The following is a 22,627-nucleotide window of genomic DNA, read 5'->3' as shown; positions in this document are numbered from 1 at the left end:
TTAGCTACTTTTAAAAACTTTTAAGAACTTTTAATCACTTTACAGCCATTAATGCTTCTGCTGCGTTGAGCATTTGAACTGAGTAGCCCCATTCATTGTCATACCAAGCCAATACTTTGACTAACTTACCGTCAGCAGATACACGAGTTTGAGAAGCGTCATAAATACTTGGGCGCGGATCATGATTAAAGTCGATGGAGACTAGTGGCAGGGTATTAAATCCCAAAATGCCTTTTAATTCACCCTCACTTGCAATCTTGAGGATCGAATTCACCTCATCCACGCTAGTAACGCGAGTTGCTGCAAATGTGAGATCCACAACAGACACGTTAATCACTGGTACTCGCATCGCAAAACCGTCAAAACGACCGGCAAGCGCAGGCAACACCAAACCAACTGCTTTAGCCGCACCAGTTTTTGTGGGGATCATGCTACTAACAGCAGAACGCGCGCGACGCATATCCTTGTGGTACACATCGGTTAAAACTTGATCATTAGTAAAAGCGTGAATTGTTGTCATCAAGCCAGATTCGATACCAATCTTTTCTAACAATGGCTTAACCAATGGTGCCAAACAGTTTGTAGTGCAACTTGCATTAGAAACAACCACATCGCTTGGCTTCAGAACGTTTTGGTTTACACCATAAACGATGGTGGCATCCACATCTTTTTCCCCAGGAGCAGAAATCAATACTTTTTTCGCGCCCTGCTCAATATGAATCATGGCTTTTTCTTTGGAAGTAAATTTGCCAGTGCATTCCAATACCAAATCTACACCCAACTCACCCCAAGGTGTCTCAGCTGGGTTACGTGTGCAGAACATTTTGATGCGATCGCCATTGACCACCATGCAGTCGCCATCAACAGAAACGTCTGCAGGAAAACGGCCGTGAGCAGAGTCATACTGGGTTAGATGGGCATTGATTGCGATATCGCCCATGGCATTAATTGCAACGATCTTGATATCACGACGTGGCTTACCGTTGACTTGATCTTCATACAAAGCACGCAAAACCATGCGTCCGATACGACCATAACCATTAATTGCGACACGAATTGTCATTGATTTCCCCTAGCTAATATTAAATTTATTGCCCATTACTTCTGCGCGATGCATTGCTTTACCGTCTTGGTAATGTAATCTGTAGTTAAACCGAAATGCTCATACAGCACAGGCGCTGGCGCAGACTCACCGAAGGTGTCCACACCATGCACTGCGGCACAACCATACTTCCACCAGAAATCAGTCACACCAGCTTCAACCGCAATACGCGGAATGTTTGCAGGTAAAACTTTTGCTTTATAAGCTGCATCTTGTTGATCAAAGACCGTAGTTGACGGCATTGAAACCACTTGAATACCCAAACCTTCTTTATCTAACTGCTCTGCAGTTTGTAGTGCCAAGGCAATTTCGGAACCAGTTGCAATAATGACTGCATCAATCTTGCCTAACTTTGGATCACGTAATACATAGCCTCCACGAGCAATATCTTTGATTTGCTTAGGCGTACGAGAAACAAATGGGCAATTTTGACGACTAAAAATCAACGCACTAGGGCCATTTTTACGTTCAATTGCTGCGCCCCAAGCTGCTGCACTCTCAGTGGTATCGCACGGACGCCAAACCATGAGATTTGGGATTAAACGCAAGCTAGCAACGTGCTCCACCGACTGGTGGGTTGGGCCATCTTCACCCAAGCCAATGGAGTCATGAGTGAATACAAAAATGCTGCGCAACTTCATTAAAGCAGCCATACGCAAGGCATTGCGGCTGTAATCTGAGAAGGTTAAAAAAGTTCCGCCAAATGGGATGTAGCCGCCATGCAAGGCAATCCCATTCATGATCGCGCTCATACCAAATTCACGTACACCATAGTTTATGTGGTTGCCCCACTGATCGGCGCGAACCGGTTTGCAGGCAGACCAATTCGTCAAGTTAGAACCGGTTAAGTCTGCAGAGCCGCCCATAAATTCTGGCAATACAGGCGCAAGTGCTTCTATTGCATTTTGACTTGCCTTACGGGTTGCCACAGTTTCCGATTTTGCTTGGCAGGTCTTGAGATAGGCATTTAGCGTTTCTGCAAAGTCTGTCGACAAGTCCCCTTGCATACGACGTTGCAATTCAGAAGCAAGTTTTGGGAATTTATTTTTATATTTTTGGAATTCTTTATTCCATTCATGTTCCGCTGCTTGGCCGCGCTTTTTAAAATCCCAAGCAGCATAAATATCTTTTGGAATTTCAAAAGGTGCATACGGCCAATTCAATACAACACGGGTTGCAGCAATCTCAGCGACACCCAATGGTGAACCGTGTACCTTATCGCTGCCAGCCATATACGGTGAACCTTGGCCAATCGCAGTCTTGCAGCAGATCAGAGTTGGTTTATCACTCTTTTTGGCATTAGCAATAGCGGCCGATACCGCCTCTGCATCATGACCATCAACGCCACGAATGACGTTCCAGCCATAAGCCTCAAAACGTGTTGGGGTATCTTCGTTAAACCAAGAAACCACCTTGCCATCGATTGAAATACCATTGTCATCCCACAAAGCAATCAGCTTGTTGAGTTTCAGCGTTCCAGCTAAAGAACACACTTCATGACTGATGCCTTCCATCAAACAACCATCACCCAAAAATACATAGGTGTGGTGATCAATGATGTTGTGGCCGGGGCGATTAAATTCTTCGGCCAATAATTTTTCAGCCAATGCCATACCCACTGCATTAGAGATGCCTTGGCCCAAAGGGCCGGTGGTCGTTTCTACTCCTGGTGTAATTGCATACTCAGGGTGTCCTGGAGTTTTGCTATGCAGCTGGCGAAAATTTTTTAACTCTTCCATTGGCAAGTCATAGCCAGTCAAATGCAAGAGTGAGTACAACAACATAGAGCCGTGGCCATTTGATAAAACAAAACGATCACGATCAATCCAGCGGGGATCAGTTGGGTTGTGTTTTAAATGCTCATTCCATAATCCAACAGCAATATCAGCCATACCCATTGGCATACCAGGGTGTCCTGAATTTGCCTGTTGTACTGCATCCATAGATAAGGCGCGGATGGCATTGGCCATACGAATTTGAAGGTTTGACATCGTAAAAGTGGTCTCTAGGAAAATAAATTGGCTATATTTCAGTAATGCCTCAATTTTATCTTCCCGGACCATGGGAATTCCAAAAGCCGACCACCCTCACCCCTGAGGTTGCCCATCACTTGCGCGTTCGACGCATCCAAACCGGCGAATCCTTCCCGGTATTCGATGGAAAGGGGCTTGTAGCCAAGGCTGAACTACTTTCTTTGAGTGGAAAAAGTGGTTTAGCCCAGCTCAGCGACATTCGCACTGATACCCATCGCGAAACCCCGTATGCCATTACTTTGGCCCAAGGCTTAGCCGGGAGCGACAAAATGGATTGGATCATTGAAAAAGCGGTAGAAACTGGTGCCCAAATCATTACACCGATGCAGTGCGAACGCTCGATCCTCAAATTAACCCGTCCAAGCGATCAGGATCGGGCTCAAAAACGCCTATCCCACTGGGAGGGGATTATTCAAGCCGCATGTGAACAATGTGACCGAACCGTCCTAGCCAAATTGGAGCCAATTCAAACCTTTGAAGCATATTTAAGTGATAGCGGAAAGCCAGCCCTAAAACTTCTCTTGAGCCCAGATGCCACCAAAAGTCTATATTCAGTGTTAATTGAATCTGACCCACAAGACATCATCCTGATGATTGGACCGGAAGGTGGTCATTCCCCGCAAGAAGAAGCACAAGCACAAGCTGCAGGTTACCAAATTGTTTCACTGGGAGAGCGTGTTCTTCGCACTGAAACGGCTGGCGTAGTGGCAATCTCTGCAGTTCACAGCGTTTGGAATCCGGAAATGCAAAATCGCCTCAAATAGAGGCGATTTTTAGGAACTTAAAAACTAACTGGATTACGCGAAAGAATAGAACACACGATAAGGCGTGCGACGCTCAGCCCAGTAATCCACGGCATCACGGAAAACATCTAACAAGGTTTCACGAGCTTCTTTATCAAATTTCTGTGTACATGGTAGCCCTTCAAGCACCACTACAAATCCAGGCTGCTGGCCAGCCTTATCAGTAGTAGTAGTCAAGGCATCTAATAGGGGATCAAAGTTCTTAGCCTGTTGCTTGGTGAAGGAGTAAGCAATAGCAATAGCTTCAAGTACTTCGCCCTTGGTCATTGCATTAACGCAATTGGCGTAAATAAAATGCTGACCAAGCTCAGTTGCTGCTTCCTGCAGATCTGGAGTCCGGAAAGCACGTATCGATTGCACGATATTGGTACGCACACTGCGCAACATAGCCGGAGGTCCGGCATCGCGAACTGCTAAAGCGGCACGCCAAGAAGCTGTCACTTTTTTCCCCGACACCTGATTTGCTGCATAGGTTTGTAAACGAGATAAACCGCCCTGAGCATAGACATTGGCAGCAGATGACTCTATTTCTAGACGATCATTACTATCCCAACTTTCAGCGCGACTATTTTCTTCAAAGCTTGCTGTATTGATGTTTTCATAGCGATTATTCATGATGGGTGCTAGGTTACCCCTAACACGCCATCAAATCAAGCCCAAATACAGTGCATTTTCTATAAACTATTGATTTATATAATATTAATTTATGTAAGTTTTTACTAACTTACATAAATTCTAGGGCTTAAGTAATGCCTCTGGCGTTGCTTGCAGCCTCTACAACAGCCAAAGTCGTCACATTCACGATCCGGCGAACTGTCGCAGCTGGAGTCAATATGTGAATAGGTTTGGCAACACCTAACAACAGAGGTCCAATCGCAATACCATTGCCCGCAGCCGTCTTCAGTAAGTTATAGGAAATGTTTGCAGCATCGATATTTGGAAGCACCAAAAGATTCGCATCGCCCTTTAGGGTGGATGAAGACACGGCACCTTCGCGGATACTTGCATCCAATGCGCTATCACCATGCATCTCTCCATCAACTTCGAGAGTCGGATCTGCATTTTTCAACAGAGCTAATACCTGGCGCATTTTGACTGCAGATGGGGCGTTGCTCGATCCAAAGTTTGAATGCGATAACAGGGCGACTTTAGGAACCAAGCTCAATTTACGCATTTCGCTTGCAGCCATCATAGTTAGTTCTGATAATTGTTCTGCAGTTGGATCGATATTGATATGAGTATCAACCAAGAAGACTTGGCGGCCAGGCAAAATCAGGCCGGACATTGCTCCATACACATTTGCACCTGGCTCACGACCAATCACTTCATCGACATACTTGAGGTGCGTAGCCAAATTACCTACCGTACCAGAAATCATGCCATCAGCCATGCCCTTTTGAATCAATAAACTACCAATCAAACTATTGCGGCGACGTACTTCTAACTTAGCAAATGATTGGGTCACACCTTTGCGTTCTGTTAGTGCGAGGTAGGTTTGCCAAAAATCACGAAAGCGCGAATCATTTTCAGGATTGACGATCTCAAAATCATCACCCGCCTTCATACGCAAACCAAACTTTTCGATACGATGTTCAATAACAGCAGGACGGCCGATCAATATTGGGGTTGCCAAGTTTTCATCAAGAATAATTTGCACTGCACGCAATACCCGCTCATCTTCACCTTCAGCAAAGACGATGCGTTTTTGATTGGCAGGTACCCTCTTGGCAATACTAAAGAGAGGCTTCATCAAAGTGCCAGAGTGATACACAAATTGCTGTAACTGATTGCGATATGCATCGAAATCTTTGATTGGACGAGATGCTACGCCATCATCCATTGCAGCTTTAGCTACTGCAGGGGCAATTACCGTAATTAATCGCGGATCAAATGGTTTTGGGATTAAGTATTCAGGACCAAAGGAAAGGTTTTCAATTCCATACACTGAGGTGACTACTTCGCTTTGCTCGGCTTGCGCTAACTCTGCTACTGCCTTTACAGCAGCGACTTCCATGCCACGAGTAATGGTGGTTGCACCAACATCAAGAGCTCCGCGGAAAATAAATGGGAAACACAAGACGTTATTAACTTGATTTGGATAATCAGTACGCCCAGTTGCCATCACCGCATCAGGACGAACGAGCTTTACTTCTTCCGGAAGAATTTCTGGGGTTGGATTTGCCAAAGCGTAAATCAATGGCTTATCAGCCATCTTTTTAACCATCTCTTGCTTGAGAACGCCACCAGCAGAAAGACCCAAGAATATATCCGCACCTTCAATCACTTGATCTAGGGTACGCAAATCTGTTTCTTGGCAAAAGGGCTCCTTCTCTGGATCCATTAATTCTTTGCGGCCTTTATATGCCACGCCAGCAAGGTCGGTTACCCAAATATTTTTACGCTGAATACCTAAGTCAACCAATAAATCCAAGCACGCTAGTGCGGCTGCCCCGGCACCAGAGGTAACCAATTTCACATCACCAACCTCTTTGCCAACTACCTTCAAGCCATTGAGGATGGCGGCAGCAACCACAATAGCTGTGCCATGTTGATCATCATGAAAGACTGGAATCTTCATGCGAGCTTGTAACTTGCGCTCAACCACAAAACAGTCCGGAGCCTTAATGTCTTCTAAGTTGATGCCACCAAATGTTGGCTCTAAAGCCGCAATAATTTCTACCAACTTTTCAGGATCGCTTTCATTGACTTCAATATCAAAAACATCGATACCTACAAATTTCTTAAACAGTACTGCTTTGCCTTCCATTACCGGCTTACTCGCAAGAGGGCCAATATTTCCAAGGCCAAGGACAGCTGTGCCGTTGGTAATCACGCCTACTAAGTTTCCACGCGCTGTGTACTTAAAAGCATTGGCCGGGTCTTTAACAATCTCTTCGCAAGGTGCCGCTACTCCAGGGGTATATGCAAGCGCCAAGTCTCGCTGATTCGTGAGTTGCTTGGTCGGGGCAATTTCAATCTTTCCGGGAACTGGAAACTCGTGATAATGAAGGGCAGCTTCTCTGAGGGCTGCAATTTGCTGTTCTTTATTGTTTTCTTTGCTCATCAACTAACTCGCTAACTCGTTTTATATCAGTTTTATTAGACTTTAATTCTATTCCTCTCGGACACCGTACTCCTAAGAGCCATAAAATGAGACATGCATTCCCAACCTAGCCCCCTTGGGGAATTTGACCTGATTGATCGTTTTTTCAAAACGAGGGCCAATCCCCTCTTCAAAAACTCATACCTTACTCTAAAACTAGGTATTGGTGATGACTGCGCCCTTATTAACCCCCCTGTCGGCGAAGAAATTGCCGTTACTAGCGACATGCTGGTTGAAGGCAGGCATTTTTTTGCAGAAACGGATGCAGAACAACTAGGCCACAAAGCTCTTGCAGTAAACCTTTCTGACCTAGCAGCGATGGGGGCAAGCCCGCTTGGCTTTACCCTAGCTATCTCCATACCTGCAATCAATGAAGCTTGGCTAGGCGCGTTTTCCAAGGGCTTGTTGGATCTTGCAAACCAGTTTGCCTGTCCACTGATTGGTGGCGATACCACCGCAGGCCCACTCACAATTTCGATTACTGCATTTGGCAGCATTCCAAGCGGGAAAGCTATTCGCAGATCAGGCGCAAAAATTGATGATGATATTTGGGTTTCGGGAACTTTGGGTGACGCACGCCTCACACTTGCTGCACTGCGTCATGAAATTCACCTCACTGAAAAGGCCCTAAAGCTGGTTGAAAATCGAATGCATCAACCGTTGCCCAGATTAGAACTTGGAAAACGCTTACGAGAAATTGCTAGCGCCGCTCTAGATATATCAGATGGCTTACTTGGAGACCTCAGACATATCTTGCGCCAATCTGAAGTAAGCGCTGAAATTGTTTTAGATCAACTCCCTAAATCGGCAACACTACAAGAGCAAGAAATTTCAATCCAGAATCTATACGCCGCGAGTGGCGGCGATGATTATGAGCTTTGCTTCACAGCACCTGAAAGTCATCGCGCTAATCTGTTAAAGATCAGCAATGAATTCAATCTTCCATTGACACGTATAGGCAAAATCGTGCCTATTCAAAACAACACTCCTGAAATCCGTCTTTTCAATACCGATGGCAGTATCGTAAACGAGACGCAAACAGCCATACTTCTAAAATCATTCAATCACTTTGCAATATGACTGAATTTGTGCACACCGAAATAAAGCCTAGCTTTAAATGGATGCTTCAAACTGCTAGTCGTACGCTAGCGTTCGGATTTGGTAGCGGTCTTAGTCCCATAGCACCAGGAACAGTTGGCACCCTTTGGGCTTGGGCGGCATTCTTGATTGGCGAACACTTCTTCACCACCGAAGATATCTTTTGGATTATTGTCGGCGGAATACCACTTGGCTGCTGGATCTGCGGTCAAGTGAGCGAGGAGCTTGGTAAAAAAGATTTCGGCGGAATTGTTTGGGATGAAATGCTAGCCTTTTGGCTCGTTCTTATTTTGATCATGCCCACCAGCATTTGGATACAAATCATTGCATTTGCACTCTTTCGGTTTTTTGATGCAGTCAAACCAGGTCCTATTGGCATGATTGATCGTCACTTTAAGGATCTTGAACATCATGATGGACCATCTAATTTCAGGCAAATCATTTGGCGTGGATTTGGCATCATGGTTGATGACCTTGCTGCAGCATTTTTTACACTTTTAGTCATCGCCTTACTCCAACTCTATATGCAACAAAATGGATGGAGACTGATATGAGCACGATTGAGACTATCAAAGTATTAGCAGAAATATTGCGCTCTCGAAATTGGCAAATGGCGGCAGCCGAATCCTGCACCGGTGGACTGGTGTGTGCAGCACTGACCGAACTAGCCGGCTCCAGCGATTGGTTTGAACGTGGCTTTATAGCCTACAGCAATGAGGCTAAGTCTGCATACTTAGGGATTCCAGCCAAGTTAATTGAAATGCATGGCGCCGTGAGTGAGCCCACAGCCATCGCCATGGCAGAGGGCGCCCAAGTACAAGCAGGAGTCAATATCGCTATCTCCATTACCGGTATTGCTGGGCCTAGCGGCGGGTCAATAGAAAAGCCGATTGGAACAGTATGTTTTGGGTGGGCGATTCGAGGAGACTCTGGCAACCGTGTGCTGAGTAAAACGATGCACTTCACTGGAGACCGCCAAAGCGTACGTGAGCAAGCGCGTGATTTTGTTCTGAGCGAGTTACTGAGGCTGCTGAAAAACTAACAGGACTAGCTCTGCCTTCTCAGAAATGCATTACTTCATCCAGCCTTTGTGATGGAAGTACCATAATGGAATGATCGCTGAAATAATCATTGCGATAATCGCCATGGGATAACCCCAAGTCGCATCGAGCTCTGGCATATGCTTATAGTTCATTCCCCAAATACTCGCCAACAAGGTAGGCGGCATTAAGGCGACAGATACCACCGAGAAGATCTTAATAATTTTGGATTGGTTCAGATTAATGAAACCCACTGTGGCATCCATTAAGAAGTTAATCTTATCGAATAAGAAAGCAGTGTGATTCTCTAAAGAATCAATATCGCGCAAAATTTGACGGGCCTCTTCCTGCTGCTCATCTGAGAGAAGTTTACTGCGCATCAAAAAAGATAAGGCTCTCCGGGTATCCATTACATTACGTCGAATGCGCCCGTTGGTGTCTTCTTCAGTTGCAATAGTCTCTAAAACCTCAGCAGCATCAGCATCATTAATGTTGTCTGAGAGAACACGTTTGCCAGCCTGCTCCAAATTTTCATAGACCTCTTCTAAGGCATCAGCGGAATACTCGGCATCGGTTGAGTATAGGTCAAGCAACACATCTTTTGCATTACTTACCGAGCCTGGACGCAAACGCGCACGCAAACGCATTAAGCGGAATACGGGCAAATCTTCATCATGAATAGAAAACAAGACTTGCTTAGTGAGCACGAAAGCAACTCGAACGTTACGAGAGGTTTCTTCTTCATCCAGGAGGAAGTCAGTACGAATATGGAGATGGCCGTCATCGGCCTCAAAGTAGCGAGCGGAAGCCTCCAAGTCACCCAAGTCATCGAGCTCAGGCAAAAGCACACCAAATGCCTCTTTAATCCAAATAAGCTCTTCTTCCTCTGGATCAACCACATCAATCCAGATAGGATTGGCATATTGCAATAATTCATTGCGATCTTCGACTTGCTCTTGAGAGAGGCGGCCATTTTGCAGGACGAACAAGTTGATCATGGTGAACTCCTAGGGAATGTGCGCTAGTTTATCCTATAGACCATGACAGTTTCACTAAAATAAATCCAAACCCAATGAACTCTCGCTCAAATACCTTTAACCAGCAACTCCAGTCTGCATGGGCTTCCCAAGGCAGCATGCTGTGCGTTGGTTTTGACCCCGACCCGAAACGCTTGCCTACAGCCCTTCAAGGTAAGCCCGAGGGGATCTTTGAGTTCTGCCGTGATATTGCTGATGCGACGGCAGATTTAGTTTGCTCATTTAAGCCTCAGTTTGCCTACTTTGCGTCGCAAAGGGCGGAAGCTCAACTTGAGAAGCTCATTGCCCACCTAAAAAATAAATACCCTCACATTCCAGTCATCCTCGATTCCAAGCGGGGAGATATTGGTAGCACTGCAGACCATTACGCCCTTGAGGCGTTTGAACGTTATGGGGCAGATGCAATTACCGTCAATCCCTACATGGGTTTTGACACCATCGAGCCTTACCTGAAACATAGTGGCAAAGGGGTCATTGTTCTATGCCGCACCTCTAACCCAGGGGGATCAGACTTGCAGTTTCTGAATGTATCGCCCAGTGGTGAGCCTCTGTATTTACATGTAGCTAAGCTGGCTGCCACTCAATGGAATGTCAGCGGTCAAATTAGTCTTGTAGTTGGCGCAACCTTCCCCGAAGAAATTGCCAAGGTGCGCGCCATTGTGGGTAATATGCCATTACTGATCCCCGGCATTGGCGCACAAGGTGGTGACATTGAAGCAACTGTTAAGGCAGGTAGCATCGCGGGAAAACCCGGCACAGGCATGATCATCAACTCATCTAGAGCAATTTTGTATGCCAGCTCAGGAAGTGATTTTGCTCAGGCAGCCAGAAAAGTTGCGCTGAGCACACGCGATGCGCTAAAAGCCGCTACTTAGCTTTTTTAGGTATTGGTATAGGCGCCAAAGCCACGCGCCCCATGTTTTCTAAAATAAATTCTTGGCGGACAGAGTAATTAATACTCCCCCTGCGGCAATATTTCTCTTTGTCAAAACATTTTGGCGCAGGCAAAGCAGATGCTAAGGCTGCAGATTGCTCAAGATCTAATGCGGCAGGACTAATACCGTAATAATGTGAGGCAGCAGCACCAATTCCGAAAATACCTTCGCCCCACTCCACTGAATTGAGATAAATCTCAAATAATCTTTGCTTAGTCAGTATGAATTCCAATAAACCAGTGATGATTAGCTCTTGGCCTTTACGAAAATAATTTTGCTCTGAAGATAAAAATAAATTTTTAGCAAGCTGTTGTGTAATCGTGGAACCACCTCTTAAAGCAGTTTTAGCTTTATTTTTTGACTGCATCTTTTCCTGATTCTTTTCCCAGGCTTTTTGCATATCTTCGACACGCACACCTTTGTGCTGAAAAAAAATATCGTCCTCACTGACCAGTACGGCCCGCTTGAGATTATTGGAAATCTTGTCGTAAGGGGTCCATTTCGATTGCACCGAGCATGACCAATGCCAAGAACAGAGACGCCACTGCTCAGCTCTCTGAAAGGCCGTACTAATTGGATCTAGGCTGATCCACAAAAGGATTTGAATTGCAAAATAGGTCTGCATAGCCAGCAAACCACAAAAGAGACATTTAATGGGGTAAGCGAGCCAGCGCATTACTAAGAGAGTTAAAAGGGCTAGCTGCGTAATTGAGATAGAACGGCGCGCGGATCAATTGCTGAAGCTAGCTGAGCGCCACGCCACAGCAAGAAGGCATCGGCAGCTTGTTCCACCAACATTCCCAATCCATCACTAATTCTGGCGCCCCTTTGCAAGGCTTGCTGCATAAACGCTGTAGTTTTGCCATAAACCATGTCATACGCAAATGAACTTGGCGTAAAAATATTATTTACCGCCAATCTACTCAAGGGTGATGCATCCGAGAGTCCCGCTGCAGTGGCATTAATCACCAATTCAAAAGGATATGGTGACTTTTCCGAATCTTCTAGATCCGCCAAGGTGCGAGACTCTAATGAAACCTCATTAGCGGCTGCCAAGTTTGCAAAAAGCTTTACTAACTCATCTGCTTTAGCAGGTGAGCGATTGGCAATCACAATGCATTTAGGCGACCGCTCTAACAAAGGCCCTATAACTCCTCGAGCAGCACCGCCAGCTCCCAATAACAAAATACGCGCACTGTGAAGCGCAATGCCTTGCGCCAATAAATCACGCACTAAACCAGCGCCATCGGTGTTATCACCAATAATCTTGCCATCTTCACACCATAAAGTATTGACCGCACCAGCCAGTTGCGCCCTTGGACTGACAACAGCAGCAAGCGCTTGTGCATCCAACTTAAAAGGTACTGTGACATTCAAACCCTTACCGCCTGCTGCAAAGAATGTATTAGCAGCCTGCGCAAAAGATCCCAGCTCGGGTTGCAAGCGGCCATAGTACATAGCTTGTTTTGCCTGTTTTGCAAACTGCTCATGGATTAATGGTGACTTACTATGGGAGATTGGATTACCAGCAACTGCATAGACATCCAGGCCGGGATATTGGCTTGGATCAGTATGGAGGTCGCTGGAATTATCTGGGTTCATATTGCTTAGAGAATAAGGCAAATTGTGATCAATTTCTAAAAATGATTAATGCTTTACTTGCTTTAATTCCAAGCGATCATCACCGTCTCGTGTGAACTCGAAAGTAGAAACCCAATCCAAAACATCGATCTGATTGCGCATTTCTGATGGGAAGGGACCAAATGGAGCTGACGCCCGAACAATAGCCAATGCCTGACGATCTAACTCAGGGTTGCCAGAGCTGCGTCCGATCGATAACCCATCTTTGCCTTGAGCATTATTGGTAATTTTTCCCTGTGAATCCACACTCACCACAATAATCAAGCTTCCATAAAGCGGTCGGCCATTAGCACGCGGGAAAAATGCGCTGCCATAGGCTTCGATTTTTTGCCGCATGGCATCGTAGTAATGCGCAAAACTCACTGCCTTAGTATTGGTACCCGTTATTACCTTACGTCGTGGCTCACGTCCATCAGCCTGAAAGCGTTTGACCAACTCAGCCTCCAGAGAATTGAGTTGGGATGCTGCTTTTTGCTCATCACCACTTTTACGGCCGCTAGAACGAGCTCGCTGCTCATCTAGCTTTGCCAACATCTGCTTTTGTTGTTTCTCCAAAACCTCTAGACGCGCCTGGGCACCCAACCTGGCTCGATGCAAAGCAGTGGCATCTTGATCCGGTGTATTACCGCCGCCTTGTAAATCAGCCTGCGCTAATTTGTTGGCTTGTTTTAGCGGTGCTTTATTGCTGGCATTGACCAAGACTACGCTGAGGGGTGTATTGAGGCGCCGGTTTTGAATCTCCCCCACACCCCAGCGGAAGGACAAGAACACAACATGGATCAGCAGTGAGGCACAAAGCGCTAGACGAAATGGATGACGTTGCCAAGCGTGCTGTAAATAGAGTATTGCTCTACACCATTTGTCAGAGCGCGGACATTCGAGCGATTTAATCTGGGCTAACATCTTCTTCAGAGCTATCTGGCGTTTTGACGTCTTGATCTATCTTAGTCTCAATGTCAAGAACCCGAACTGCGGCAGTCAGTTGCAACAAGTCAACATCAGAGATCTCGACTTGCGCACGTGTCATTCTGGGATGGCTCGCCAATTCTGGCACAGCTAAGTGCAGAGGTATAGGCTCTACTCTCGACATACCCTCTTTAAGATGTCGCATGTGAACACTCTTAAAGCCTTCATCCTGACAAATCCAACGCAAGCACCAATACTTTTCTAGACGATCCTGATATTCACCATAAGCTTGATAGCAAGTTTCAAAATCGGCAGCAATTCCCATCAAACCCGCATCACGCGGCGGAAATGGAGCAACCATCTTGGCAGTAACACCATGCTTGGCAAGCGCAATCAATTGCCATTGATTTACCAAATCCGAGTATCTGCGTAAAGGAGAAGTGCACCAAGCGTAGTAATCTAAGCCTAGACCCTCGTGGGGTCCTGGGGTAGTTTGCATACGCGTACGCAATGGGCCCCAACCCTTTTGAGTTCTAAAAAGCCCTGGTAGACCATGATCGGCAAGCAGTTGACCAGAGGCGCTATTACAAAAAATCATCCACTCAGCAACCACGGTATCTAAAATTGATCCGCGTTGACACGGAACAATCTCAACACGCTGCACATCATCAACATCTTTGATTTGAAAATGAAAGTCACGTGCCAAAGCATTGGGGTCAATCACACCTAGCTGCTCAGCACGAAGACCATTTGCAATTCGCTTTTCTTGGCGTCCTGCATGCAATAACTTTGCCGAGCGCCACAAAATTACTAACTCTTTGCGATACGGATAATTTGCGCCCTCATCGGCCAAACTCTCTTCACTCACAAGATGCTCAATATCTTCAAGGCGCAAATTGGCTGCCATCGGCACCATCTCAGTACGCATTTGTAATGACCCTCTTTTCACCAAGCCATCGGCATCTAGATCAACATAAATCGATAGCGCAGGCCTTGGAGCTCCTTCATCAAGCGAGAACTGCTCAATTACCGAGTCAGGCAACATCGTAATTTTGTCGCCCGGGAAATACACCGTAGACATACGGCTGCGAGCTACTTGATCTAAGGGGTCATCTTTTGAAATTGCCAAACCTGGCGCTGCAATGTGAATGCCAATCTGATGGCCGCCATCAGGCAATTCGGTGACTGATAGCGCGTCATCAATCTCTGTGGTGCCGGAGTCATCAATTGAAAATGCTTGGACTTGCGCTAATGGCAACCCGGCAACTGCAGCAGCATAAGCAGCCTGATCAACCCCGATCTCCTGATGAGTAGCGCCATTTGGAAAATGCGCCTTCAGAAACATTCCTTGGTGATATGCCAATGGTGAATCGATTGCGCCGCAACGAATCATCAACTGCGCAGGAGATTCTCCAGTTTCGGTACAGGCTGCCACTAAGGCTTTATAGGCAGTTGTATTTTTGTCGGGTGAAAAAAGTAGTTGATTGGCCGATGATTTGAGCGTCTGCGGGAAAGCTCCAGCAACCAATTCTGCTTGCCAAGCCGATTGCTGTTCTAATTCTTTTTGTTTTCGCTCAAGCGCAGCAAGACCGGCTTGTAATTGCTCTAAGGGAGCACGCTGGAAACGGCCGCGTCCTTTGCGGCGAAAGAAAACTGGTGCGCCCTGTAAAGCAATAGCCAGAGCTACCTGCTGAGAAACGCTCGATTGCGACCCAAAATATTCTTGCGAGACATCTGCTAGCGCAAACTCTTCTTCAGGTGCGCAATCCCAGAGCAATTGCAGATCGATATCTTTGGATAAAGTATTTGCTTCATCCATCACAGATTGGGCTTCTGGCTGTGCAAAGCGCAACCACACTTCTTTAGCTTTTAACTTAATCTTTTTCCCAGAAAGACTCGTGGCATGCCATGACTCAGCATCTCCCGAACCAGATGCAGACTGCACTGTAGCGATTTTGATATCACCACCTTCTTCATAGACTAGATTCATGCTTAGAGGGATATCCCGCCGCTAGCTTCTAATGCCACTCCATTGACATAGCTTGCTTCATCGCTAGCCAAGAATAAATACACATTAGCCATTTCTTCAGGGGTACCAAGGCGGCCAAGCCAACTTCTGCGCTCAATGTCTTGCAAGATATTTGCTGGCATTGCCTTCACCATTTCAGTAGCAATAAAACCTGGACAGACTGCGTTTACACGAATGCCCTTTGGACCTAACTCACGAGCCCAAGTCTTGGTAAACCCAATAACACCAAACTTAGTTGCTGAATAGTTTGTTTGTCCAAAGTTGCCATATAAACCCACCACACTTGAGGCATTGACGATGGCGCCAGAGCCCGCCTCTAGCATATGTGGCACAACTAATTGCGTGCAATTAAAGACGCCCTTAAGGTTGACATCTATCACGGTATCAAACTGCGCTTCCGTCATCTTAATTAATCGAGCATCCTGAGTAATGCCTGCATTGTTAATTAAAATGTCTATCTGACCATGTTTTTGTATGATCTCGTCCACCACCGCTTGAATACTGGCGCGATCAGTTACATTCATTGCATGGGCTTCAGAATGAGGAATCAGCTCAGCCGCAGCTTGCACTGCCTCAGAATTCATATCTGCAATGATGACCTTCGCACCTTCCTGCGCAAAACGTTGTGCAGTTGCAAAACCAATTCCTTTTGCTGCACCAGTAATAATTGCTACCTTATCTTTCAATCGATTGCTCATGATGTACTCTCAGAATGTATTCACTTAGTTAGCTTAGACCACATTAAACAGTGATCGCTTGTAATATTTTTTGATGTACTCCGCCAAAACCACCATTACTCATTACGAGGATATGATCACCAGGCTTAGCCGCCTGAGCAACAGCACTGACAAGTACGTTGAGATCATCAAAAGCATGGGCCTTAGCAGCAATCTTGGAGTTCAGGGGTGATAACACCTCTGCCAAGTCCCAACCCAAAGACTCTTTACCGCTATTAGCACCATAAGCAAACACCAGATCGGCTTTTTGCAGGCTGTCCGGCAATTGCGCTTTCATAACCCCCAACTTCATCGTATTCGAACGTGGCTCTAAGACTGCCAATATGCGGGCCTTACCTACCCGGCGACGAAGGCCATCAACCGTTGTCGTAATGGCAGTTGGATGATGAGCAAAGTCATCGTAAATAGTGATCTCATTTGCAATACCTATGGTTTCCAAACGGCGTTTCACATTCTTAAATTCAGCCAAAGCTCGCGCAGCATTTTCTGGTGAGATACCAATGTGATTTGCGCTCGCAATAGCGGCCAAAGCATTGAGTTGATTATGTCGCCCCATCACACCTGAATCTGGCGCCCACTTGACGATCGCTACATCCTTGGCAGCTTTAAGCACAATAAAGCCATCATCCTCTTGCGAAACCAAGGACCACTCATTAGCGTCATCATGACCAAAACGTTCTACTGGGGCCCAGGCGCCGCGTGCGACAACCCGCTCTAAGGCTGGCTCCTCACCATTCACCACTAACAGACCGTCGCTTGGGACAATACGCACCAAATGGTGGAACTGGGTTTCAATCGCCGCGAGATCAGCAAAAATATCTGCGTGATCAAACTCCAAATTATTCAATAAAGCGGTACGTGGTCTGTAGTGAACAAACTTACTGCGTTTATCAAAAAAAGCAGTGTCATATTCATCAGCCTCGATCACAAAATATTGACTCTCGCCTAAGCGGGCTGACACAGTGAAATTCAGTGGCACTCCGCCAATTAAATAGCCCGGCTTATAACCATTGAATTCCAAAATCCAGGCGAGCATTGCAGAGGTGGTGGTTTTCCCATGCGTGCCAGCAACCGCTAGAACATGACGTTCATATAAAACTTGCTCACCAAGCCATTGGGGACCAGAAATATAGGGCAACCCTTGATTAAGAATAGCCTCCATCAGAGGGTTGCCTCGAGAAACCACATTGCCAATCACGAATAAATCAGGCATGGTCTCAAACTGTAATAATTGGTCTGGCGAAAATCCCTCGATCAGCTCGATACCTTGAGCCTCAAGTTGAGTACTCATTGGGGGATAAACGTTGGCGTCACAACCCGTAACACGATGTCCGGCCTGCCGAGCGATTGCAGCAATGCCGCCCATAAAAGTACCGCAAATGCCCAAGATATGTATATGCATCTGCGAATTTTAGCGAAGGAGTTGCCTTGAACCGAAGACAATGGATTATTGCTGGCGCTGTTTGTATTCTTGCGCTTCTCGCTGGCGTAGTGTCATCGCGCTGGATATCTCAAACTGGGCTAGCGAGTGACCCCTCAATCAAGGCATTTTTTGGCAATTCTTGGCAAACCGCAGATGGCAAAGCAGCAAATTCCGAAAATTGGCGTAACAAAATCCTCGTTGTGAATTTTTGGGCATCCTGGCGCCCCCCTGCGTAGAGGAAATGCCCGCCTTAAACAAAATCTCTCAGCAATACGCAGATAAAAATGTATTAATTGTTGGTATCGGTATCGATTCACCGTCTAACATACGTGAATTTCTGGAAAAAACCCTGTTTCCTACCCGATAGTGATTGGCGGTCTGGAGGGTAGCAATATTGCTAAACAAATGGGAAACACTCAAGGAGCCCTACCCTGCACTGTGATCATTAATCCTCAGGGCAAGTCCATTTATACAAAATTAGGAAAAATAAATGAAGATGACATCAAAAACGCTATAAATAAAAGTTTATAGCGTTTTTTAACAAATAATCAGATAAATTACCATACTCTTTGATACACGAATAAAAGACATTGAACTCATTAATTTCCAATATTTGCGCTTAAAAGAGTAGTGAAAATTTAACTTCAGAATCCAATTTTTAACCTAATACAAACTCGAAAAAGGTATACTTCCCTCCATAACAAGTGAAGCAAGATGTACGCAGGTGGCTAACAGCCAAATTAAACAATTGACACCTAACTGCTTTTAAAAATAGGGATCTATGTCGAAAAAAGCTTCAATTCTCGTGATTCAAGGCCCAAACCTAAACCTATTGGGAACTCGTGAGCCAGAGGTTTATGGCAAAACTACTATGCAAGACATCCACAATAGACTGGGTGAGCTTGCAAATGCCCAATCGGTGGAACTAGATACTTATCAGAGTAACCATGAAGGCGAGTTGATTGATCGTATTCAACAGGCTAAAAAAGATGGGGTGAATTTCATCATCATCAATCCAGGCGCATTTACACACACTAGTGTTGCCCTTCGGGATGCGCTAGCCGGAGTTGCCATTCCTTTTACAGAAGTACATTTATCAAACATTCATCAGCGCGAAGAATTTCGTAGGCATTCCTACTTATCCGATATCGCCACTGGTGTCATTTGTGGCCTAGGGGCAATTGGCTACGAGCTAGCACTACAAGCTGCCATTGCCCGTTTACAAAAATAATTTATTGAAAGAATTTCAAGAGAGGACGTACTTAAATGGATCTAAGAAAACTCAAAACCTTGATTGATCTAGTTTCTGAATCAGGCATCTCTGAACTAGAAGTGAATGAAAGCGAGGACCGTGTTCGTATTGTGAATGCAGTCTCTCCAGCACCCGCAGGACAAGTCGTCTACGCCAACCCTGCTCCTGCACCTATGATGCAAGCCTCCCCTGTAGTACCGGCCGCTGTAGCAGCACCAGCGACTGAAGCACCTGCGGTGGAGTCTGGATTTGTAGCACGCTCACCAATGGTAGGCACCTTCTACCGCGCTCCAAACCCAGAGTCGCCAAATTTCGTCAACATCGGCGATACCGTCAAAGTTGGTCAAACCCTTTGCATCATTGAGGCCATGAAGTTACTCAATGAAATCGAATCAGAAAAAGATGGTGTTATTAAAGAAATCCTTTGCGAAAACGGCCAAGGCGTTGAGTTTGATCAGCCTCTATTTGTCATTGCATAAATTTTCTTAGCACCCCTTTCCACTCATTAAATTAACTCAGAGCCGACATGTTCGATAAGATTCTGATCGCCAATCGGGGAGAAATTGCTCTCCGTATCCAACGCGCATGTCGCGAGTTGGGAATCAAAACTGTGGTGGTGTATTCCACTGCCGATAAAGAAGCTAAGTATGTAAAGCTTGCAGATGAGGCTGTTTGTATTGGGCCAGCACCATCACCGCAGAGCTATCTCAATATGCCTGCCATTATTTCTGCTGCAGAGGTCACAGACGCAGAAGCAATTCATCCGGGTTATGGCTTTCTCTCTGAAAACGCTGATTTTGCCGAGCGTGTAGAAAAATCCGGCTTTGCTTTTATTGGTCCGCGTGCAGAATCGATACGCTTGATGGGCGACAAAGTCTCCGCGAAGCGCGCCATGATTAAAGCGGGCGTACCTTGCGTTCCTGGGTCGGAAGGCGCCTTACCAGATGATCCGAAAGAAATTATTGCTACAGCCAAGAGGGTTGGCTATCCAGTCATCATTAAAGCAGCCGGCGGTGGTGGTGGCCGCGGAATGCGTGTTGTTCACACTGAAGCGCATCTTATCAATGCGGTCAATATGACGCGCGAAGAAGCGGGTCGTGCTTTTGGCAATCCAGAAGTCTATATGGAGAAGTTTTTAGAAAAACCTCGCCACGTAGAGATCCAAATTTTGGCCGACACTCACGGGAATGCAATTTGGTTGGGCGAACGCGATTGCTCCATACAACGCCGCCATCAAAAAGTGATTGAAGAAGCTCCAGCGCCTGGTATTGATCGTCGCCTGATCGCCAAAATTGGCGAGCGTTGCGCAGAAGCATGTAGAAAAATTGGCTATCGCGGTGCAGGTACATTTGAATTTCTCTATGAGAATGGTGAATTCTTCTTCATTGAGATGAATACCCGCGTTCAGGTGGAGCACCCTGTAACCGAAATGATTACTGGGGTTGATATCGTTCAAGAGCAAATTCGTATCGCGGCTGGCCTGAAGTTAAGTTACCGCCAAAAAGATATTATTTTCCGTGGCCATGCTATTGAGTGCCGCTTAAACGCCGAAGATCCATTCAAATTCACTCCAAGTCCTGGCCGCATTGGTTCATTCCACATGCCTGGCGGTCCTGGCATTCGCGTTGATTCACACGCTTATAGCGGCTACATGGTGCCTTCAAATTACGACTCCATGATTGGTAAACTAATTGCTTATGGCAATACACGCGAACAAGCAATTCGTCGGATGCAAATTGCTCTTTCTGAGATGGTGATTGATGGCATCACCACCAACATACCGCTCCATCGCGAATTGATGCTCGACCCCAACTTCATGGAAGGTGGCACCAGCATTCATTATCTGGAGCACCGCCTAGAAGAGCAGGCAGCGAGCCGCGGAAAATCTTAATTAATGCGAGTAGCCCATGTCTTATCGTGAGCTCGTATTCACGGTCGCAGCTCAAACTGCTGAGCCCTTAGGTGATGCTTTACTGGAATTGGGCGCTCTCTCAGTCACCGTTGAAGATGATGCTGCAGGTGGTTACGATGAAAACCCACTGTATGGTGAGCCGGGTTTATCGCCAGAAGTACAGGCCTGGGATAGATCTTCCGTTACTGCGCTTTTTAATCCAGAACTGGACAACTCAAATAGTCCGGACTTTATTGGACAACTACTTTCTGATCTCCTAGAGGCTGGGTTTCATTTAGACCCACCCCAAGAAAGAACAGTAGAAGAACAAGATTGGGTACGACTTACCCAAAGCCAATTTGCTCCCATCCAAATAGGAAAACGCATTTGGGTAGTGCCGTCTTGGCACGACGCACCAAGCGATCCAAACGCAATCTGCTTAGCAGTTGATCCAGGACTTGCATTTGGGACAGGAAGCCATCCCACAACTCACCTATGCCTCTTATGGCTAGAAGAACATTCAACGCTCAAAAACCAAAGTCTTCTCGATTACGGTTGCGGCTCGGGAATTTTGGCAATTGCTGCGGCAAAACTTGGCTGCAATCCTGTGGTTGGGACCGATATCGATCCTCAAGCGATGCTTGCGGCGCGCAGCAATGCAGAGATTAATCACACTACCATCAGCTTTGTACTCCCGAATGAAGGCGCGCCAGAGCTCGCAGCAGAAACCAAATATGACATCGTCATGGCCAATATTTTGGCCAACCCTCTGCAGGTCTTAGCTCCTGCTTTGGTCAACAAGATGAAGCTTGGCGGTCAAATTGTGCTCTCCGGAGTGTTAGCAAGACAAGCAGATGAAGTCATTGCCACCTATAGCCAGTGGCTCTCACTTTCGGTGTGGAAAGAAAGTGAAGGATGGGTTTGTCTACATGGCGTCTTAAGCAATAAAGAATCTGGCACCCCTTCAACTTTGACTCAAAAAAAAAGTAGTAAATCTCTCAAGCTAGTTTTTCTTAGTCTACTTTTTCTTGTATTGCTCGCATTTGGTGAGCATCTTTCCAGAAATTCATTGCTGCCTGCATTAGCGCCTCGTGTTGATGGAAGCTCCTCATCCGTTTACGTGCAAGCATTTTCTATATTGCAGCGCTTTGATGAAAAACTGTGTCATGCGTTAGGATGTCTAAATCGCCCTGTAAGCGATTTTGCTGCGTGGAAAATAATTTCAAGCCGCACTATCTCCTGAAAACGTGACAGAGGGCCTAAAAAGCACTACAAATCAATCCATGCTGCGTGTTGAAATACAAAATCGACTTGCAATACCAATTTTGCTGCCTAATTTAGAAATTTCTCTCACCGATGCGGAAGAATCTGAGATCAAAGTCATTTTACTCAGCCCAAAAGAGTGGTTACCAGCTAGCTGGCAAGAATCTCATCCAGATTTTTTAAAAATAGGCGCACCTTCCGGTGAAATCATTCAAGCGGAATTACCAATATCTTTGCCCACAAATGCCGCGGGGTACCGACTGCGCGTTGCTTACCCCCAGTAAATAATTTCTTTAACCTTTTATTTCAATTACATCTCTACAGAAAGTAATTT

At 46.0% G+C, this 22,627-nt stretch carries 22 protein-coding genes and 1 pseudogene; 12 read left to right on the top strand and 11 right to left on the bottom strand.

All coding sequences use genetic code 11. From position 1 onward, the window contains the following. Positions 1–34 precede the first annotated feature (34 nt). Together gap and tkt are read right to left on the bottom strand one after the other, a co-directional pair. Positions 35–1,063, bottom strand: coding sequence for a type I glyceraldehyde-3-phosphate dehydrogenase (gene gap / locus DXE33_RS09070; RefSeq protein WP_114639579.1), 1,029 nt, complete (start codon positions 1,061–1,063; stop codon positions 35–37). A gap of 35 nt (positions 1,064–1,098) precedes the next feature. Further along, the gene (tkt, locus tag DXE33_RS09065; protein WP_114639578.1) at positions 1,099–3,093 is read right to left on the bottom strand and encodes a transketolase; all 1,995 of its coding nucleotides are present in this window, start codon (positions 3,091–3,093) and stop codon (positions 1,099–1,101) included. A 44-nt stretch (positions 3,094–3,137) separates the two neighbouring features. Here tkt and DXE33_RS09060 point away from each other — a divergent pair, with 44 nt between their 5' ends. Continuing rightward, the gene (locus tag DXE33_RS09060; protein WP_114639577.1) at positions 3,138–3,899 is read left to right on the top strand and encodes a 16S rRNA (uracil(1498)-N(3))-methyltransferase; all 762 of its coding nucleotides are present in this window, start codon (positions 3,138–3,140) and stop codon (positions 3,897–3,899) included. 33 nt (positions 3,900–3,932) lie between these two features. Here DXE33_RS09060 and DXE33_RS09055 read toward each other — a convergent pair whose 3' ends face one another. Continuing rightward, positions 3,933–4,553 carry a barstar family protein gene (locus DXE33_RS09055; protein WP_114639576.1) on the bottom strand — a complete coding sequence of 207 codons (621 nt, stop codon included), beginning with the start codon at positions 4,551–4,553 and terminating at the stop codon, positions 3,933–3,935. 127 nt (positions 4,554–4,680) lie between these two features. Further along, positions 4,681–7,002: an NADP-dependent malic enzyme gene (locus tag DXE33_RS09050; protein ID WP_114639575.1), complete on the bottom strand. Its 2,322-nt coding sequence runs from the start codon at positions 7,000–7,002 to the stop codon at positions 4,681–4,683. A gap of 93 nt (positions 7,003–7,095) precedes the next feature. On the opposite strand from DXE33_RS09050, the gene thiL reads away from it, so the two are divergent. The 3 genes from thiL to DXE33_RS09035 are packed head-to-tail and all read left to right on the top strand — an operon-like array spanning position 7,096 to position 9,181. Continuing rightward, positions 7,096–8,121 carry a thiamine-phosphate kinase gene (gene thiL, locus DXE33_RS09045; RefSeq protein WP_114639574.1) on the top strand — a complete coding sequence of 342 codons (1,026 nt, stop codon included), beginning with the start codon at positions 7,096–7,098 and terminating at the stop codon, positions 8,119–8,121. After that, a complete protein-coding gene (locus DXE33_RS09040; RefSeq protein WP_114639573.1) occupies positions 8,118–8,693 on the top strand; it encodes a phosphatidylglycerophosphatase A family protein in 576 nt (191 codons plus the stop codon). The genes thiL and DXE33_RS09040 overlap by 4 nt, the downstream gene beginning before the upstream one ends. Then, positions 8,690–9,181, top strand: coding sequence for a CinA family protein (locus DXE33_RS09035; protein ID WP_114639572.1), 492 nt, complete (start codon positions 8,690–8,692; stop codon positions 9,179–9,181). The genes DXE33_RS09040 and DXE33_RS09035 overlap by 4 nt, the downstream gene beginning before the upstream one ends. A 30-nt stretch (positions 9,182–9,211) precedes the next feature. Here DXE33_RS09035 and corA read toward each other — a convergent pair whose 3' ends face one another. Then, a complete protein-coding gene (gene corA / locus DXE33_RS09030) occupies positions 9,212–10,177 on the bottom strand; it encodes a magnesium/cobalt transporter CorA (protein WP_114639571.1) in 966 nt (321 codons plus the stop codon). 74 nt (positions 10,178–10,251) lie between these two features. Between corA and pyrF the strand changes: the two genes are divergently transcribed. Beyond that, complete coding sequence (pyrF, locus tag DXE33_RS09025; RefSeq protein ID WP_114639570.1) at positions 10,252–11,091, top strand: orotidine-5'-phosphate decarboxylase; 840 nt, start codon at positions 10,252–10,254, stop codon at positions 11,089–11,091. Here the strand turns inward: pyrF and mtgA are convergent. From mtgA to mpl, 6 genes are read right to left on the bottom strand one after another with little or no spacing between them, the layout of a single operon-like run. Then, complete coding sequence (mtgA, locus tag DXE33_RS09020; RefSeq protein WP_114639569.1) at positions 11,084–11,827, bottom strand: monofunctional biosynthetic peptidoglycan transglycosylase; 744 nt, start codon at positions 11,825–11,827, stop codon at positions 11,084–11,086. The two genes, pyrF and mtgA, sit on opposite strands and share 8 nt — an antisense overlap. A gap of 20 nt (positions 11,828–11,847) precedes the next feature. Beyond that, positions 11,848–12,753: a shikimate dehydrogenase gene (gene aroE / locus DXE33_RS09015; RefSeq protein ID WP_114639568.1), complete on the bottom strand. Its 906-nt coding sequence runs from the start codon at positions 12,751–12,753 to the stop codon at positions 11,848–11,850. 45 nt (positions 12,754–12,798) lie between these two features. After that, positions 12,799–13,695, bottom strand: a complete 897-nt coding sequence (locus DXE33_RS09010; protein ID WP_114639567.1) for an energy transducer TonB family protein — start codon at positions 13,693–13,695, stop codon at positions 12,799–12,801. After that, the gene (locus DXE33_RS09005; RefSeq protein WP_114639566.1) at positions 13,679–15,688 is read right to left on the bottom strand and encodes a ribonuclease catalytic domain-containing protein; all 2,010 of its coding nucleotides are present in this window, start codon (positions 15,686–15,688) and stop codon (positions 13,679–13,681) included. Before DXE33_RS09005 ends, DXE33_RS09010 begins: the two co-directional genes overlap by 17 nt. A 2-nt stretch (positions 15,689–15,690) precedes the next feature. Beyond that, on the bottom strand, positions 15,691–16,425 hold the full coding sequence (gene fabG / locus DXE33_RS09000) for a 3-oxoacyl-ACP reductase FabG (protein WP_114639565.1): 735 nt from the start codon (positions 16,423–16,425) through the stop codon (positions 15,691–15,693). Positions 16,426–16,468: 43 nt separating this feature from the next. After that, positions 16,469–17,866, bottom strand: coding sequence for a UDP-N-acetylmuramate:L-alanyl-gamma-D-glutamyl-meso-diaminopimelate ligase (mpl, locus tag DXE33_RS08995; RefSeq protein ID WP_114639564.1), 1,398 nt, complete (start codon positions 17,864–17,866; stop codon positions 16,469–16,471). A gap of 26 nt (positions 17,867–17,892) precedes the next feature. On the opposite strand from mpl, the gene DXE33_RS10275 reads away from it, so the two are divergent. From DXE33_RS10275 to DXE33_RS09890, 7 genes and pseudogenes are all read left to right on the top strand, one after another. After that, positions 17,893–18,123, top strand: a complete 231-nt coding sequence (locus DXE33_RS10275) for a TlpA family protein disulfide reductase (protein WP_231970459.1) — start codon at positions 17,893–17,895, stop codon at positions 18,121–18,123. A 5-nt stretch (positions 18,124–18,128) separates the two neighbouring features. Then, the gene (locus DXE33_RS10270) at positions 18,129–18,254 is read left to right on the top strand and encodes a thioredoxin domain-containing protein (RefSeq protein WP_231970458.1); all 126 of its coding nucleotides are present in this window, start codon (positions 18,129–18,131) and stop codon (positions 18,252–18,254) included. 414 nt (positions 18,255–18,668) lie between these two features. Beyond that, the gene (aroQ, locus tag DXE33_RS08985; protein ID WP_114639563.1) at positions 18,669–19,118 is read left to right on the top strand and encodes a type II 3-dehydroquinate dehydratase; all 450 of its coding nucleotides are present in this window, start codon (positions 18,669–18,671) and stop codon (positions 19,116–19,118) included. A gap of 35 nt (positions 19,119–19,153) precedes the next feature. Next, entirely contained in the window at positions 19,154–19,618 is a 465-nt protein-coding gene (accB, locus tag DXE33_RS08980; RefSeq protein WP_114639562.1) for an acetyl-CoA carboxylase biotin carboxyl carrier protein, read from the top strand. Positions 19,619–19,665: 47 nt separating this feature from the next. Next, positions 19,666–21,030, top strand: a complete 1,365-nt coding sequence (gene accC, locus DXE33_RS08975) for an acetyl-CoA carboxylase biotin carboxylase subunit (protein WP_114639561.1) — start codon at positions 19,666–19,668, stop codon at positions 21,028–21,030. Between the two features lie 16 nt (positions 21,031–21,046). Next, positions 21,047–21,964, top strand: a pseudogene (gene prmA, locus DXE33_RS09895) (50S ribosomal protein L11 methyltransferase); the annotation flags it as partial. A 349-nt stretch (positions 21,965–22,313) separates the two neighbouring features. Next, positions 22,314–22,577: a DUF3426 domain-containing protein gene (locus tag DXE33_RS09890; protein ID WP_197712023.1), complete on the top strand. Its 264-nt coding sequence runs from the start codon at positions 22,314–22,316 to the stop codon at positions 22,575–22,577. The last annotated feature ends 50 nt before the right edge of the window (positions 22,578–22,627 follow it).

Origin of the sequence: Polynucleobacter necessarius (genome assembly GCF_900096765.1) — a bacterium.
GTDB lineage: Bacteria > Pseudomonadota > Gammaproteobacteria > Burkholderiales > Burkholderiaceae > Polynucleobacter > Polynucleobacter necessarius_F.
Note: the sequence above shows the minus strand (reverse complement) of the source record. Positions and strands in the feature narration are given on the sequence as shown.